Raw genomic sequence first — 16,457 nt, 5'->3', positions numbered from 1 at the left:
GCTGTCGGTCCTGTTAGTGTTTATATTTTCTTATTTGGAAAATAATCCCCATTTTGGGGTGGTCTAAATAGTGTATGTCACCACTGTATACACGTGTGAACTGTGACATTCTCGCTGATTCTAGCTCACCTGAGTCAGACAGGTAGCGATAATCAAAGTTACTCGTCACATATAAATAGTGGCGAATATGAATTTTCATTGTGCCGTCTAATTCCCAGAGCGTTTCTCCGCCAGATTTAATACTTGGTTGCGGTGCGCTATTGAGCAAACTGATGAAGTTATCGCTGGGCTGTGCGCGATATATATAACTGGCTGGTTGCGCGAATTTTTTACCACCGTATACAACAACATTGGGCGCTCGTTTTTTACTTTGATCTGGGAATCGCCAACCAGTGTGTAATATCGCAGTATGTCCTTTACGTTCTAGTTTTTTTCTAATCGACTCGAACTTAAGCTGCTCTGGTGCAAGTAAGTACATCGACTGCATGTGTTCTAGAGGTTCGCTGACAGGCACAACGGGTAATACGTCATACTTTTGAACGTAGTTGATGTCATCATCGCAATACCAAGAGCTTTGAGCTGTGGTAAATTGCTCTGTTACACTGCGCGGGTCATAGCTGGGGTTACCTGCTAAGCAGGCCTGATGGCCAACATTGTTATAGCCTTGTGTTAGCAAATCCAAACGCTTGTTATTTGGCAAAGGGGGGGTCTCAATGGAGAAATCCTCTCTAATTTGCGATGCATCTTTTTGCGCAAAAGCGATGAGCTCTACTTCAAACCAGCGCACTGCAAGTGCAGGCATTGTCGCTGTGGACAATGCCGCCAAAAGTCCCCATTTAACTAAAGATTGCTTCATGCAACAGCCTTTTTCTGAAAGTCATCCATCATGGCGTTAATGAGCTTTAAGCGCTCTTGACCATTTTTTTCTTCTATATTAAAGCGTAATTTGCTCGCGCCTTCCATACGATATATAGCAGGGTTGCTTTGTATCAACCCGATAATGAACGTTGGGTTAACACTGGTATTATTACTAAATTCAAAGTAACCGCCTTTCGGGTTGGCTTCTATTTTCTGGATACCAAGCTGTTGGGCTTTGCATTTGAGTAATTGTATTTCAAAAATGTTCTTCGCAGCGTCAGGTAGTAAACCAAATCTATCGATTAATTCTACTTTCAATTCATCAAGCTCGTTTTCAGACGCCAAACTGGCAATGCGTTTGTACATACTCAAACGGATGTTGACATCGTGAATGTAATCATCCGGCAACAGTGCTGGGATTTTAAGGTCTACTTCACTTTGCTGTTGCAGCAAGTTTTCTAAAGTTGGCTCTTTGCCATCTTTAAGCGCTTGGACTGCTTGCTCTAACATCTCCATATATAGCGTAAATCCAACTGTTTGAATTTGACCACTTTGATCATCACCTAAAAGCTCACCGGCACCACGGATCTCTAAATCGTGGGTCGCGAGGGCAAAACCTGCACCTAAGTCCTCAAGAGACTCGATGGCTTGCAGACGTTTCACAGCATCTTTGGTTAAGCTTTGGCTATTACGAGTGAGTAAATAGGCGTAGGCTTGGTGATGGCTTCGGCCAACTCGACCACGCAGCTGGTGCAGTTGAGCCAAACCTAATTTGTCAGCACGATCCATAATGATGGTGTTGGCCGATGGAATATCAATGCCCGTTTCAATGATTGTGGTACACACTAAAACATTATGTTTTTGGTGATAAAAATCACTCATTAAGTGTTCAAGTTCTCGTTCACGCATTTGACCATGCGCCACAGCAATATTTGCTTCAGGTACCAATTGCGCTATATCGGCTGCTGTTTTTTCGATGGTTTCTACGTTATTGTGTAAAAAGTACACCTGACCACCACGCTTAATTTCACGCAGAATAGCTTCTCTGATCAGCTCGTCATTGCGCTCGCGTACAAAGGTTTTAACAGCAAGGCGTTTCGCTGGTGGAGTCGCAATAATGGACAGATCTCGCATTCCACTCATCGCCATATTCAGCGTTCTCGGGATCGGGGTTGCCGTGAGTGTTAAGATATCTACATCTGCTCTAAGCTTTTTGATTTTCTCTTTTTGACGCACACCAAAGCGATGTTCTTCATCGACTATAAGCAAGCCTAAATCTTTAAACTTAATGCTTTCTTGGATCAGCTTATGCGTACCAATTACAATGTCTATCTTGCCACTTTCAAGCGCACTGAGGGTTTCTTTTTGCTCTTTTGTACTGTTGAATCGTGATAAAACACCAACCTCTATTGGTAAGTCTGCAAACCTGTCTTTAAAGTTTTCAAAGTGTTGCTGAGCAAGTAACGTCGTTGGAACGAGCACCGCAACTTGTTTATTGTCGTTGATGGCAACAAACGCGGCACGCATTGCCACCTCAGTTTTACCAAAACCTACATCACCACAAACCAACCTGTCCATTGCTTGGTTAGTTTGCATATCACCAATAACCGCCTCGATAGCATTGCGCTGGTCATCGGTTTCTTCAAATGGAAAGCTATTGCTGAAATCTCTGTACGACCCACCATCGAGTTTAAACTGATGGCCAGGCTTACTTTGACGTTTGGCGTAAATATCCAGCAGCTCTGCGGCAACATCTCGCACTTTTTCAGCGGCTTTGCGCTTGGCTTTTTCCCAAACATCAGAGCCTAATTTGTGCATAGGTGCAGAGGCTTCTTCACCGCCTGAATAGCGACTCAACATATGAAGAGAAGATACTGGTACGTAGAGTTTGGCATCACCTGAATAAATAATTGTCACAAATTCAGTTGCAACACCCGCAGCATCTATGGTTTGCAATCCAAGATAACGCCCAACACCATGATCCAAATGCACAATAGGCTGGCCTTCTTTTAATTCAGCCAAGTTTCTAATTAGCGCATCTTGGCCTTGCTCGTACTTGTGCTTACGGCGTCTGCGCTGGGAAACTTTAATACCAAGCAGCTCTTGCTCGGTAATTAAAGTCAAAGGCTGTTTGCCATCGAGAAAAACTGAAGCCTCTAGAGGGCTCACAATAAGGCCTACATCTGTTCGGCCTTTAGCAAATTTTTCAAACGATTCGAACTCTTTTAATTTTAAGCCTGTGGGTTTTAGTAGCGTAAGTAGGGACTCTCGTCGACCGTCTGATTCAACGCTAAAAAGTACTTTGCCTTTTTGCTTTTTTTGGGCTGTTATATAGCTCAAAATAGCATGGTAGGGATCAGCTTGTTTGTGGTCAACGCGGACATCGTCAATAAGCGCAGAGTTTACATTGGTGTGGCCCGCTTTTGTTCCAAGTTGCGCTTCACTCAATCTAATTCTTGGATAGTGAGAAAATGATTCAAACAAAGATTCGACATTGAGGTATAGCTCTTTTGGTTCTAAAAGAGGCCTAAGAGGGTCGACTCGGCGGCTTTCATATCGTTTGCTAACATCCAACCAAAAATCACCTGCGGCATGCTCTATGTCTCCAAGGTGCATAAACACGGCGTCATTAGGCAGGTAATCAAAAATAGTTGCAAGCTTGTCATAAAACAGCGGTAAGTAATATTCTATACCTGCTGGCCAATTGCCACGCGTAACTTGCATATAAATTGAGTCTTGCTCAGAGCTGGCACCAAATGTCTCTCGGTATTTTATGCGAAATCGCTCAATATCTGCGTCATTGGTCGGGAATTCATGGGCTGGTAGTAAGTCAATAGACGAAATAGTGTCGCTTGAACGCTGGCTTTCAATGTCAAACAGGCGAATGCTATCTAACTCGTCATCAAAAAAGTCTAAACGGTAGGGGTGTTGGCTGCCCATGGGATAGAGGTCAATAATCGAACCTCGCACAGCAAATTCACCATGCTCCATCACCTGTTGTACATTTCGGTAACCAGCTTGTGTTAATGTTTCTTTTAGACCCTGTGCATCAAGTGTGTCACTTACTTTAAACTGTAATGCATTACCATAAATAAACTCTGGTGGCGCAGTTCTTAGCATTAAGGTTGCAACTGGAATTAGGAGCACGCCTTGCTGTTTTTTACGTAGTGCATTTAAACTCGCCAAACGTTGAGAAATAATATCTTGGTGAGGAGAGAAGTGGTCATAGGGTAGGGTTTCCCAGTCGGGAAATACCATTACATTGTCTTCACCGAGTAGATAACCTAGTTCGGTTTCCAAGCGCAGTGCACTGGGGGTATCTGGCGTCACCAATACAACGAGTGAGCTGTTGTTCTTCACGCTCTCGCTTACGGAAATTGCCAAACTACTACCTAGTAATTGACCCCAATGGATTTTATCCTTTGCCGATTTTACCCAAGGTAGCTCATTCCACTGCACTAACGCCATTCTTAACTCCTAACTACTTAATCTCTGTATATTTTACATAGGTCTTGGTAATGATCTATACGTCTGTCACGCAAATATGGCCAAATGCGGCGTACAGATTCACTGCGCTGCTGGTCGATGTCGACGACCAGTACTTCTTCTTGGTCTTCAGAGCCATGTATTAATAATTCACCTTGTGGGCCAGCTACAAATGAGTTGCCCCAGAACAATATACCGTCGCTTTGGCCGCTCGGATCAGTTTCGTGTCCGACTCGATTAACACTAAGTACTGGCACGCCATTTGACACCGCGTGTGCTCTTTGTGCAATCATCCAAGCGTCTCTTTGGCGTATTTGCTCTTCTTTATCATCTCGAGGATCCCAGCCGATGGCGGTCGGGTAAATCAATAATTCGGCACCAGCCATTGCCATAAGCCTTGCACCTTCAGGGAACCATTGGTCCCAACATACAAGCACACCTAATTTACCAACAGAAGTTTGAATTGGCTCGAAACCTAAATCGCCGGGAGTAAAGTAGAACTTTTCGTAAAACCCTGGATCATCTGGAATATGCATTTTCCGGTATTTGCCTGCAATTGACGCATCTGATTCGATGACTACCGCAGTATTGTGATACAAACCCGTCGCGCGTTTTTCAAATAACGAGGCAACTATCACAACGTTTAACTCTTTCGCCAGTGCACTAAATGCATCTGTACTTGGGCCTGGTATAGTTTCGGCTAAATCAAACAGGTCAGTGTCTTCAGTTTGACAAAAGTACAGGCTGCGATGAAGCTCTTGTAAAACCACAAGCTTTGCGCCTTGTTGGGATGCCTCTCTGATTCCATTGATTGATTTTTCAAAATTGCTTTCAAGGTTGTCGCTGTTACTGTGCTGAACAAGAGCGACCTTCAAATTATTATTGCTCATTTGGATCCCTATTTAAAAAACCTTTAGGAAGTTGCATGGTAATACAGTGTAAACTACCGAATTGGTGAATAATGGGCAGACAGTCGATACCAATGATAGTGCGCTCAGGGTGTGCTTTTTGCAATTGCGTAAGCGCCAAAGCATCTTTCTCGTCACCATATATTGGTAGCAAAACAGTTTCATTGATTATCAGGTAGTTTGCGTAAGTTGCTGGCAAGCGCTCGTTTTCTGTATTGTATTTCGCGTTAGGCCATGGCAATGGTACTAAATTGTATGGCTTACCTGTCGGCGTCACAAATGTTTGTAACTGAGACTCCATTGCTTTGAGAGCACTGTAATGTTCGTCTTGCTCGTCATCACATTGCACGTAAACAAGAGTGTCATTTGGCGCAAACCTAACTAAAGTGTCAATATGACTGTCTGTGTCGTCGCCACACAAGTAGCCGTGGTCAACCCATAAGAATGATTCAGCGCCGAGTTCTTGAGATAATTTTTCCTCAATTTGCTGTTTATTCAATTCTGGGTTTCTATTTGGGTTAAGTAAACACTCGGAGGTAGTGAGCAGTACTTTACGTTCGTTGATTTCAACGCCGCCACCTTCAAGAACAAAGTCGACTTTTTGTATTCTGTTCTTCTTATCAGTAACTTGTCGGCAGAGCGCAGTATTGATTTGCGTATCCAGGTCGCTTTGGTATTTATTACCCCAGCCATTGAAGACAAAGTCTTTGATGTTGAGCTCACCTTGGTCATTTGCTGTAGTCAATGGACCATGATCTCTCGCCCATGTGTCATTGCAAGGCGCATCTACGAATACAACTTGTTGCATATTGATACTAGCATCTAGGAGTAGGGTGGTGATATGTGCCTTGAGTTCTGAACTATGCGCGACTATAACAACTTTTTGAATTTGGGAGATTTGCTGACATAGCGCGACATAAACTGGTTCAACTTGCGCCAGTATGTCTACCCAGTCAGTTTGCTTATGTGGCCAAGTGACCATCACCGCGTCTTGCGGTGACCATTCTGGTAATAACGTAAAACTCATGACAATTTATTGATTTTTGATTGCTAGGGGCTAAGTGTATCACTGCACAACGCTGTGTCAGCTATTTTGATCACTTTCGTTATCTGATTGACGCTTTTTTAGTTGCCTAGTTTGTGCGTGTAGACTTGCTCTAACCAACAATTCTTGATCAGAATCTCTTATTTGGGTAAATGCCAAAGTATATTGTAAGGCTTCGTCTTCCTGTTTACTTATTTCTATAATTTGACTATAGCAAAAGATGGCACTGGCTTCGTGCTGTAGAAAAATTTTTGTCCTAAAGTTTTGGCCAATTTGAAACTTTTCAGCCGTAGTCACTTTAATGCCACCACCACCGTAACTATCACAGTAACTGCTTTCATCTTCAGGTTGTTCATTTGCCAAAATATGGCTCATGATCAAGTCAATTTTTCTAGATTGTGCTTGTAAATATGCGGCTAAGTCGGATGCGACATCACCGAGGTTACGCAGTGGTCTCAAAGCATTGAGATCGAGTTCGTTAATTTCATTAGCGAGTCTAAATAATGGTGGGATAGCGGCTTCAAGTTGTGCTTGGTTTTTAGGCACCATATTTTCTTCAACTGGGAACAAGTTGATTTGGTTTGTCTCTTCTATTTGAAAATACTGTTCAAAATTTTCTTTTAAGTTTGTTTGCATTTATATGTATGCCAATATTCAGTGTAGCTAGAGTAGCAGTGTCTTATTCTCTCCACTCTAGCTATTTAAATCAAGGTGTTAACCAGTTTATACTTTAAATTGCTCTAACATTTCCTCTTGTTTCGCGATTTTATCAACTTGTGATTGCATTGTATGATCTACAACCTTTGCTTCATCAACCACAGTGTTAGATAAATTGCGTATTTCTGAGGCATTATGGTCTACGGCTTCAACAACCGCTTTTTGCTCTTCAAGCATGCTTGCAATATTTACATTGAGCTCGACGATATTGTCTATTGACTCTCTGATCGCATGCAAAGCGTCTTTTGTTTCTTGTGCCTTGACTACTGTTTTTTCGACAATTGTCTGGCTTTGCTTCATGACGCCCACTGCACTTTCTGCGCCCGATTGAAGTTGGTCGATCATCGTTTTTATTTCAGTTGTTGCTTCTTGTGTCCGTTGGGCAAGTGTCCTAACTTCGTCGGCAACAACAGCAAAACCACGTCCTGACTCGCCAGCTCTGGCGGCCTCAATTGCGGCATTTAAGGCCAGTAGATTGGTTTGTTCTGCTATACCATTAATGACAGATAAAATCTGTTCTATCCCTGAAGAAGATACTTCTAACTCATTGACGACATCAACGGCACGTTCTATCTGGGATGACAACTCACCAATTGAGTTTGTTGATTGTTCAACAATCCCTTCGCCGTCTTGTGCAAGGCCGTCGGTAGTTTTAATTGCTTCTGCCGCTTGCTGAGCGGTGTTCGCAACTTGTTGCTCGGTATTTGACATATTGGCAGTGGAGTTAACTAGCGAATTTAACGACTCGAGCTGTCTTTGGATGGCTTGAGTTGCGTGGTTTGCGCCGGCAGAAGTCTGTTTGGCATCTGCGAGCACCTCGTGTCCCAAAGTTTGGATCTCTGCAATGATATTTTGCAGCCTTGATGTGAACCGGTTAAAGTTCTCTGCTAAGTCTGAAAACTCAGGTTCGCTCGAGGCTTGTAGCCTTGCGGTTAAATCAGCATTGCCCCGTGCGATATTAGACATTGCGGAGTTTATTGCTTCCAAAGGTTTGAGCAGAATATTGATCACGTAAGAAAGAGCTAAGAAACTTGCAATAACCGCGATGATAGACACAACAGTTGCATTGTATGTGAGAGTTTCCATGGCGGAAAACACTTTTTGTTTTTCAAGTGCGACACCAACATACCATTCGTATCCTTCTACAGCTTTAAACATAACAAGATAGCTGACGCCATCTATCTCAATTTCTTGAGAGGACTCTCGAACGACAGTATCCCCCAAAAATGTACGAGCTGGTTGGCCATTGAGTGAAATATCAGGGTGAGAGATGATGCTGCCATTAGAGCTCACCATAAATGCGAAGCCTGCATCAAACAAATTAAAGGAATTTATCATATTACCCAGCTTGGCTAGGCTGACGTCGTAAAATATAGCGCCATCAAAATTATTGCCTTTATATACAGGAGCACCAATTGATACAACAATTTCACCGCTGACCGCATCGGCATATGGATCCGTAACAACTAAGGTCCTTGCCGACTTGGCATCTTTGTACCAAGGTCTTACTCTTGGGTCCCATGTTGAACCCGGGTCCCAATTGGGGTCGCTGGCGACATATTTGCCACTGCTTTCTTTTCCGTACCCTATTAAGAGAAATTCTGACGTGAGTTTAGGTTGAGATATCATTGGCCTAGCGTCTTCAAGTTCGTCGACTTGAGAAACCAAACCAGTTGTAAGTGCAGCAAGGTTCATCGAGCCTTGCATTTGAGCTGTGACAGTATTACTGATCCCTTGGATCACTTCTTCCATACTATGTGTGACTTGTTGTTCTAAATTTTCTTTAAGCAGGAAGTATTGCTTGACTGAAAGCAAAAATAAGGCAAGCACTAATACACTAGCAGAAACGGCGACTACTTTATATTTAAACTTCACTGAACGTCTCCCGGATATGAGCTTATTATTAAAGGTAAATCATAAGCGAATAGTTGCAATGATTTCCTTTAGTTTAAAGGATTTATTTACAAATTTGCGACAAAATTATCAAAAACCGAGAATTTAGGCTGATTCTAATGAGCTATACAACTCATCTAACTCATCTTCAGACATATTAATAAAGTCTAAAACTTCATCACTGATAGCATGCCATTCTGGGTCTTGTTCAATAGAAGCAGTATTCTTAAATATGAAGTTACCATGGCGTGCAAGCTTTAAAATTGAAAGCAGCTCAAGGGCAATACCATCTAGCTCACCAGAGCGATAGATACCATTGGCATCGTGCTGATAGTAAATCACGTTTATCATGGGTTTTGGTAATTTCCATTGCTGGGCCAATAATGCCCCTATTGTTGCATGACTGGTGTTGTACTTATTGAATTCAAACTCAGTGGCTTTAGTCCACCCGTCAGATTTAGCAACTGCTAAAACTTCGTTGTAGTCTTCAAAGTGCACGCACAGCAGTGGTATACCTACTGTATGAAATAGACCTAACATATATGCATGGTTTGCTAAAGCAGGCTTATTGAGGCTTTGACAAAGTGTTGAGCACAACTGGGCAATGTCACTTTGCTCAGACCAGAAGTTATCAAGTGCGGCTGGTGTATCCACAGTTGCTTTGACTGCAACAGCTTTTACAAGTGGGATCAACCTTTTTAACCCTAAAATCATAATGGCTTGTTCTAACGATTCAATTTCTTTACTGCGTCTAAATGCAGCTGAATTGACCACCTGTAATATCGCGGCACTGATTGCAATGTCACTTTGTAAAATTTGCGTAATTTTACTGATATTTGGTTCTGCGGATTTTGTTTCTTCGGAAAACTGGACTAACGCTTCTGGGCGCGGAGGGATTGAAATAGACCTAAGGATCTGTTTTTCTTGTTGGGTCAAAGATATGGCCATAACTTCTCGCTCACTGCATTATCTTATACAAATAAGAATAGCCAAAAATTATAAAAAACGAGAAAAATAGAAAAATGGCGACAAAGCACACTTGAATGAAAATTAAAAAAGCCTGCAAAATTGCAGGCCTTTTTACTATTCATAGCTGATCGCGATTATGCGTTTTCAACAGCTGAACGAGGCTCAACAAATTCCATATTGAAACCTTCAGCAACTTCTTTACAAGTTACTTGGCCCTTAAGAACGTTAAGACCATTTAGGAAGTGCTCATCAGAAAGAAGCGCTTCTTTGTAGCCCAGGTTTGCAAGCTTGATGATGTACGGCAGAGTTGCATTGTTAAGTGCAAAAGTAGAAGTACGAGGAACCGCACCAGGCATGTTAGCAACACAATAGTGAACAACATCGTCAACAATGTAAGTTGGCTCAGCGTGCGTTGTTGCTTTAGAAGTAGCGATACAACCACCTTGGTCGATAGCAACGTCAACAATAGCGGCACCAGGCTTCATTGCTTTGATATGATCAGCTGTTACTAGCTTAGGCGCAGCTGCACCTGGGATTAGTACGCCACCGATCACAAGGTCAGCTTCAACAACATGCTTCTCAAGTGCGTCAACAGTTGAGTAAATTACTTTAGCTTGGCTACCAAACTGCGCGTTTAGGCTACGTAGAACGTCGATGTTACGATCTAGGATAGTAACGTCAGCACCCATACCTACAGCCATTTGAGCAGCGTTACGACCAACCATACCACCACCGATAACGACAACTTTAGCTGGTTCAACACCTGGTACGCCGCCTAATAGCATGCCGCGACCTAGATTTGATTTTTCAAGCGCTTGAGCACCAGCCTGAATAGACATACGGCCAGCAACCTCTGACATAGGTGCTAGAAGTGGAAGACCACCACGTGCATCAGTTACAGTTTCGTATGCAATACAGATTGCGCCGCTCTTAATTAGATCTTCAGTTTGTGGAAGATCTGGTGCTAGGTGAAGGTAAGTGAAAAGGATTTGATCTTCACGTAACATTGCACGCTCAACAGCCTGTGGCTCTTTTACCTTAACAATCATTTCAGCTTTTGCGAAAACGTCCGCAGCTGTTGGTAAAATTTCAGCACCCGCTTGGATATAATCTTCATCAGTGAAACCAATGCCGATACCAGCACTTGTTTCAACAATAACCTGGTGGCCGTGGTTTATTAGTTCACGAACACTTGCTGGAACCATACCAACACGGTACTCGTGGTTTTTAATCTCTTTAGGTACACCAATAATCATAATAAATCGCCTCAAAGTAAGAACGGATAACATTTTCGACTATTATAATTATGCAAAGCTAGTGTGTCCTACCTTTTTTGTGCTATTTTAAAGATGATAAATCTATAAAACACTAAAAAGCAGGATAAAACACTTTTCATGCATACTCAGCTAGATAGAACTGATAGAAAAATTCTAGTCGAATTACAAAAAGACGGCAGGATATCTAACGTAGAATTGGCAAAACGCATCGGGCTTAGTGCAACACCGTGCCTAGAAAGAGTAAAAAAACTCGAACGAGATGGCTTCATTAAAGGATATAAAGCTGTGGTAGACCCAGTAAAGTTGGGGCAGGGGTTGCTTGTATTTGTTGAAGTTACAATTAATAAAAACTCTCCAGATGTATTTGAACAGTTTAATGAAGCTGTCAAACAACACGATGAAATTATTGAATGCCACTTGGTATCAGGCAATTTTGATTTTTTATTAAAAACACGGGTTACTGACATGTCGGAGTACCGGGGCGTACTCGGTGAAATTCTTTTAAAACTGCCTAATATTAACGAAAGTCGTACTTATGTAGTAATGGAAGAGGTTAAAGGAGAGCAGGGGGAGGTTATAAAACCTTGTGCACCTTAAAGAATTTCTTGATATGGTGTAACCTATAATAGAAGTTTACAATAAAAGATAAATACAGGTTGAATGTAATGCGCTTAAATGGTGTTCAGCGCCTACTAGAAACGGGTCTTATTGTCAGCACTGCAGCTGCAATTTTTACGCTTTGCGCCTTGGTTTCATTTGATCCAGCCGATCCGGCATGGACACAAGCGGGTGAGTTTGTAAAAGTAAATAATATCACCGGTGCAGCAGGTGCATGGGTTGCGGATATTTTGTTACTGAGTTTTGGGTGGCTTGCCTTTTGGGTACCTGCTGCAATGCAGTTATTTGGCTATTTGCTATTTAAAAAACCGCACAAGATTTTCCAATTAGATTATACCACCCTTGGTTTACGAATTATTGGTGCAACGTTGCTTATTGCTTCATCCAGTGCGATAAGTAGTATCAATTTTGACGATATTTATACATTTTCTTCCGGTGGAGTAGTGGGGGACGTCGTGGCAGGTGCCATGATGCCGGCATTTAACTTTACTGGCACCTCTATTCTTCTATTGTGTTTTTTCTTTGCTGGTATCACTTTATTAACCGGGGTTTCTTGGGTTGAAGCTGTTGATTATTTAGGCGAGAAGGTCGTTAAATTTATAAAGTTTGTTTTTGCTAAAATGACTAAGAAAAATGACATAGTTCAGCAAAAAGCAGACACAATGCCTCAAAGTGGAGTGCCAAGTGAAGCACCTGAAAGCGAAGCATTTATTGAAGAAATACAGCTTGAATCAGAAGATAAAGATGAAATTGAGCGCGCTCATAATTTTGAAGAGCCAAGCGCTCCTGTGGCTGAACCTGAAGTGCATGATCAGGCTGAAAAGCCACTCAAACTAAAAGACAAGCTGTTCTCTGTTGTCGGCAAAAAAGAAGATAAAAAGCCTCAAAGAGCCGAAGTGGTTGAACCGATATTGCAGACGCAACCACCTTTTGATGAACCAGTTGCAGCCGATGTATTTGATGAACTTGATCATATATTAGAGCAGGAAATCAATTTCTCAGCGATTGACGATGAGTCACTGGACACAGTAGCAGCATTGAACGCGTTGGATGATGCGGCAGTAAAAGAAGAGCCAGTAACAAAGGTTGTGTCGCCTGCGAGACCGTTAAAAAAGCCAGATGGTGAAGCAAATCAAAAAGCAGCATATCAGCCACCGCCTTCTGCAAAAGAACAATTCGAAGCTTTATTGGAAGCTGAACCTCCGGCCGATCCGCTTCCATCACTTGATTTACTTGATAGGCCAGATAAAGCAAAAAACCCGATTACAAAAGAAGAGTTGGAAACGGTATCTCGCCTTGTTGAGGCCAAGCTCTTGGATTTCAATATCCAAGCTACGGTGGTCGGGGTCTATCCGGGACCTGTTGTTACACGCTTCGAGCTTGATCTTGCTCCGGGTATTAAAGTAGCTAAGATAACCGGACTGGCAAAAGACTTAGCAAGATCACTGTCAGCGGTTAGTGTACGTGTTGTTGAAGTCATTCCAGGCAAAACTTATGTTGGCCTTGAATTGCCAAATAAAAACCGAGAGATAGTAAGGCTCTCAGAAGTTATCAATGCGCCAAAGTTTGAACAAAACGCTTCCCCATTAACCATGGTATTGGGTAAAGACATTGCAGGGGAGCCTGTGGTGGCAGACCTTGCTAAAATGCCTCACCTACTGGTTGCGGGTACAACTGGTTCTGGTAAGTCAGTTGGCGTTAATGTAATGATATTAAGCTTACTGTATAAGTCACCACCTGAAGATGTTCGTATGATCATGATAGACCCAAAAATGTTGGAGCTATCTGTATACGAGGGGATCCCACATCTGTTATGCGAGGTTGTGACGGATATGAAAGAGGCAGCCAATGCACTGCGATGGTGTGTAGGTGAAATGGAGCGCCGTTATAAGCTGATGTCTGCATTGGGTGTGAGAAACCTCAAAGGCTACAATCAAAAAGTATTAGCAGCAAAAGAGGCCGGACAACCAATTCTGGACCCATTGTTTAAAGATACTGATGGCATGGCTGATGGCCCAGAAGAACTAGATAAATTGCCAAGCATCGTTGTGGTAATTGATGAGTTTGCTGACATGATGATGATCGTTGGCAAAAAAGTTGAAGAGTTAATCGCACGTATCGCACAAAAGGCGCGTGCAGCTGGGATACATTTGGTTTTAGCTACTCAAAGACCATCAGTTGATGTCATCACTGGCTTGATAAAAGCCAATATACCTACACGAATGGCGTTTCAGGTATCGAGTAAAATTGATTCACGTACCATTCTTGATCAGCAAGGTGCGGAGAATCTACTAGGTATGGGTGACATGTTATATTTGCCGCCAGGTACCAGTGTTCCAATCCGTGTTCACGGCGCATTTGTGGATGATCACGAAGTGCATGCAGTAGTAAATGATTGGAAAGCGCGAGGCAAACCAAATTACATCGAAGATATCTTATGCGGTGATGCAACAGAAGAAATTTTGTTACCGGGTGAACAGCCTGAAGGTGGCGATGAAGAATCTGATCCACTGTATGATGAAGCGGTAGGATTTGTGATTGAAACTGGTAAAGTGTCTGTTTCGAGTGTTCAACGTAAGCTTCGAGTTGGTTATAACCGTGCTGCACGTTTGGTTGAGCAAATGGAAATGTCTGGCGTTGTCAGTGCACCGGGTCACAACGGTGCACGCGAAGTATTAGTACCGAAAGGTGGAGCAAATTAAAATGAAGTTTAAAACAATAGCCTTAGTACTAGGTTTGTCATGCGGTTTTGTTTCGCAAAGCTTTGCGAATGAAGCTGAATCCTTAAAGTTAAAGCTCAGATCTCTAAATACATTTGAAGCGAGTTTTACTCAAAAAGTTAAAGATGAAGAAGGTACATTATTGCAAGATGGAACGGGCAATATTGCACTTAAATACCCATCAAAGATTCGTTGGCAGCAACTAGAACCAGATGAAACCTTGTTAGTGTCTGACGGAAATAAGACTTTTTACTTTGACAGCTTTGCTGAGCAAGTCACAGTAATGAATACTGCGGGTTTGATAGATACAACACCATTTATTTTATTAACTACTCAAGACAAAGCGCAATGGGAAAAGTACGATGTAAGCAAAACGACTGTAGGCTACCGGATTTCACCAAAGCCGAATGTCGAATCACAAGTTGAGCTGTTAGACATTGTTTTTGCAAGTGCAGGCGTTGCTATTGATTCATTAAGTATTAAAGATGCATCAGGGCAAACTTCGACGTTTAAGTTTTCGAATGCCAAAACAAATATTGAGCTAGACGATAAATCATTTACATTCAAAATCCCCCATGGAGTGGTCATAGACGACCAAACTGCCAGTGAGTAGTTTAGGTTTTGACTTTGCACCTGATGTTAGACCTTTGGCCGCTAGAATGCGGCCAAAGTCGTTACAGGGCTATATTGGCCAAACACACATAATTGCCAAAGATTCCGTTTTATATCGAGCAATCGAACAGGGTCGATGCCACAGCTTGATTTTATGGGGCCCTCCTGGGGTAGGCAAAACAACCTTGGCAGAGATCATTGCAAACCATGCAGATGCGCAATTGGCAAAACTGTCAGCAGTTACGTCTGGTGTTAAAGAGATCAGAGAAGTAGTACTAGAAGCAAAAAGTCGATTAGCCCAATCAGGTAGACGTACCTTGCTATTTGTTGATGAGGTACATCGATTTAATAAATCACAGCAAGATGCATTTTTGCCCCATATTGAGGATGGAACCTTTGTTTTTATAGGTGCGACGACAGAAAACCCTTCTTTTGCATTAAACAATGCAATTTTGTCACGAGCGCGAGTCTACACGCTTAAGCCATTGACTTTGGAAGAACTGGTTTTTGCACTAAAGCAAGCACTCAGTGATGACGAACAATTGGGCCAACTTGCAATTAATATTGAGGATGAAGCTTTAAATGCGCTGGCACAAGCCGCAGATGGCGATGCACGCAAAGCGCTCAACTTATTAGAGCAAGCGGTGGATTTGGGACATCGAAATGGCAGCAACGTAGACATTGATAAGTCTGTGTTGATGCAAATATTGCCTACACACCTTGCAAAATACGATAAGGGTGGGGACATCTATTATGACCTTATTTCGGCTTTTCACAAATCAGTTCGGGGAAGTAGCCCTGATGCGGCCTTATACTGGTATTGTCGTATTCTAGCGGGTGGGGGAGATCCCCTTTACGTGGCAAGGCGTTTGCTCGCTATTGCCAGTGAGGATATAGGAAACGCAGACCCCAGAGCACTGCAAGTCGCGCTCAACGCGTGGGACATTTTTCACAGAGTAGGCCCAGCAGAAGGGGAGCGCGCAATTGCACAAGCGACAATCTACCTTGCAAGTGCAGCGAAAAGCAATGCTGTATACACGGCATTCAAACAGGCTAAACGGGATGCTCTAACAGATGTAGATTTACCAGTACCAGAGCACCTTCGCAATGCGCCGACAAAATTAATGAAAGAAATGGGCTTTGGAGAGGAGTATCGTTATGCCCATGACGAGCCTGGGGCGTATGCTGCGGGAGAGAACTATTTTCCAGAATCTGTTTCTGATCGGCAATACTACTTCCCAACAGATCGTGGTTTAGAAAAGCAAATTAAAGAAAAGCTCAACTACTTAAAAAGCCTAGATAATACAAGTAACCAAAAACGGTATAATAAAAAACCGGGTCAAGCATAAATGGA

General features: G+C 42.5%; 12 protein-coding genes. 4 read left to right on the top strand and 8 right to left on the bottom strand.

The features are described from left to right. Positions 1 to 13: 13 nt before the first annotated feature. The 8 genes from J8M00_RS19830 to ald all read right to left on the bottom strand — a co-directional run bounded on the left by J8M00_RS19830 (position 14) and on the right by ald (position 11,132). Positions 14 to 856: a CsiV family protein gene (locus J8M00_RS19830; RefSeq protein WP_211012231.1), complete on the bottom strand. Its 843-nt coding sequence runs from the start codon at positions 854 to 856 to the stop codon at positions 14 to 16. Next, positions 853 to 4,326 carry a transcription-repair coupling factor gene (gene mfd, locus J8M00_RS19825; RefSeq protein ID WP_211012230.1) on the bottom strand — a complete coding sequence of 1,158 codons (3,474 nt, stop codon included), beginning with the start codon at positions 4,324 to 4,326 and terminating at the stop codon, positions 853 to 855. Before mfd ends, J8M00_RS19830 begins: the two co-directional genes overlap by 4 nt. A 17-nt stretch (positions 4,327 to 4,343) precedes the next feature. Then, positions 4,344 to 5,234 (bottom strand): carbon-nitrogen hydrolase, encoded by an 891-nt coding sequence (locus J8M00_RS19820; protein ID WP_211012229.1) that lies wholly within the window; start codon positions 5,232 to 5,234, stop codon positions 4,344 to 4,346. Beyond that, positions 5,224 to 6,279, bottom strand: coding sequence for an agmatine deiminase family protein (locus J8M00_RS19815; RefSeq protein ID WP_211012228.1), 1,056 nt, complete (start codon positions 6,277 to 6,279; stop codon positions 5,224 to 5,226). The genes J8M00_RS19820 and J8M00_RS19815 overlap by 11 nt, the downstream gene beginning before the upstream one ends. Before the next feature lie 57 nt (positions 6,280 to 6,336). Then, positions 6,337 to 6,933 carry a PilZ domain-containing protein gene (locus J8M00_RS19810; RefSeq protein WP_211012227.1) on the bottom strand — a complete coding sequence of 199 codons (597 nt, stop codon included), beginning with the start codon at positions 6,931 to 6,933 and terminating at the stop codon, positions 6,337 to 6,339. An 87-nt stretch (positions 6,934 to 7,020) separates the two neighbouring features. Continuing rightward, on the bottom strand, positions 7,021 to 8,889 hold the full coding sequence (locus J8M00_RS19805; RefSeq protein WP_211012226.1) for a methyl-accepting chemotaxis protein: 1,869 nt from the start codon (positions 8,887 to 8,889) through the stop codon (positions 7,021 to 7,023). 123 nt (positions 8,890 to 9,012) lie between these two features. Beyond that, positions 9,013 to 9,855 carry an HDOD domain-containing protein gene (locus tag J8M00_RS19800; protein WP_211012225.1) on the bottom strand — a complete coding sequence of 281 codons (843 nt, stop codon included), beginning with the start codon at positions 9,853 to 9,855 and terminating at the stop codon, positions 9,013 to 9,015. A 155-nt stretch (positions 9,856 to 10,010) separates the two neighbouring features. Then, positions 10,011 to 11,132 carry an alanine dehydrogenase gene (gene ald / locus J8M00_RS19795; protein ID WP_211012224.1) on the bottom strand — a complete coding sequence of 374 codons (1,122 nt, stop codon included), beginning with the start codon at positions 11,130 to 11,132 and terminating at the stop codon, positions 10,011 to 10,013. Between the two features lie 138 nt (positions 11,133 to 11,270). On the opposite strand from ald, the gene lrp reads away from it, so the two are divergent. The 4 genes from lrp (at position 11,271) to J8M00_RS19775 (ending at position 16,452) form a co-directional block, all read left to right on the top strand. Next, complete coding sequence (gene lrp, locus J8M00_RS19790) at positions 11,271 to 11,750, top strand: leucine-responsive transcriptional regulator Lrp (RefSeq protein WP_023398863.1); 480 nt, start codon at positions 11,271 to 11,273, stop codon at positions 11,748 to 11,750. Positions 11,751 to 11,818: 68 nt separating this feature from the next. Beyond that, complete coding sequence (locus J8M00_RS19785; RefSeq protein WP_211012223.1) at positions 11,819 to 14,473, top strand: DNA translocase FtsK; 2,655 nt, start codon at positions 11,819 to 11,821, stop codon at positions 14,471 to 14,473. A gap of 1 nt (position 14,474) precedes the next feature. After that, the gene (gene lolA, locus J8M00_RS19780; protein ID WP_211012222.1) at positions 14,475 to 15,104 is read left to right on the top strand and encodes an outer membrane lipoprotein chaperone LolA; all 630 of its coding nucleotides are present in this window, start codon (positions 14,475 to 14,477) and stop codon (positions 15,102 to 15,104) included. After that, positions 15,097 to 16,452 carry a replication-associated recombination protein A gene (locus tag J8M00_RS19775; RefSeq protein ID WP_211012221.1) on the top strand — a complete coding sequence of 452 codons (1,356 nt, stop codon included), beginning with the start codon at positions 15,097 to 15,099 and terminating at the stop codon, positions 16,450 to 16,452. Before lolA ends, J8M00_RS19775 begins: the two co-directional genes overlap by 8 nt. Positions 16,453 to 16,457: the final 5 nt, after the last annotated feature.

It is taken from the genome of Pseudoalteromonas luteoviolacea, from assembly GCF_018100925.1.
GTDB lineage: Bacteria > Pseudomonadota > Gammaproteobacteria > Enterobacterales > Alteromonadaceae > Pseudoalteromonas > Pseudoalteromonas obscura.
The sequence above is the reverse complement of the archived record's forward strand: the minus strand, read 5'-3'. Positions and strand labels throughout refer to the sequence as shown.

What these genes read in the sequence shown, in the direction of transcription:
- J8M00_RS19830 (WP_211012231.1), bottom strand. Translation starts at nt 856, where the DNA reads ATGAAGCAATCTTTAGTTAAATGGGGACTTTTGGCGGCATTGTCCACA.
- mfd (WP_211012230.1), bottom strand. Translation starts at nt 4,326, where the DNA reads ATGGCGTTAGTGCAGTGGAATGAGCTACCTTGGGTAAAATCGGCAAAG.
- J8M00_RS19820 (WP_211012229.1), bottom strand. Translation starts at nt 5,234, where the DNA reads ATGAGCAATAATAATTTGAAGGTCGCTCTTGTTCAGCACAGTAACAGC.
- J8M00_RS19815 (WP_211012228.1), bottom strand. Translation starts at nt 6,279, where the DNA reads ATGAGTTTTACGTTATTACCAGAATGGTCACCGCAAGACGCGGTGATG.
- J8M00_RS19810 (WP_211012227.1), bottom strand. Translation starts at nt 6,933, where the DNA reads ATGCAAACAAACTTAAAAGAAAATTTTGAACAGTATTTTCAAATAGAA.
- J8M00_RS19800 (WP_211012225.1), bottom strand. Translation starts at nt 9,855, where the DNA reads ATGGCCATATCTTTGACCCAACAAGAAAAACAGATCCTTAGGTCTATT.
- ald (WP_211012224.1), bottom strand. Translation starts at nt 11,132, where the DNA reads ATGATTATTGGTGTACCTAAAGAGATTAAAAACCACGAGTACCGTGTT.
- lrp (WP_023398863.1), top strand. Translation starts at nt 11,271, where the DNA reads ATGCATACTCAGCTAGATAGAACTGATAGAAAAATTCTAGTCGAATTA.
- J8M00_RS19785 (WP_211012223.1), top strand. Translation starts at nt 11,819, where the DNA reads ATGCGCTTAAATGGTGTTCAGCGCCTACTAGAAACGGGTCTTATTGTC.
- lolA (WP_211012222.1), top strand. Translation starts at nt 14,475, where the DNA reads ATGAAGTTTAAAACAATAGCCTTAGTACTAGGTTTGTCATGCGGTTTT.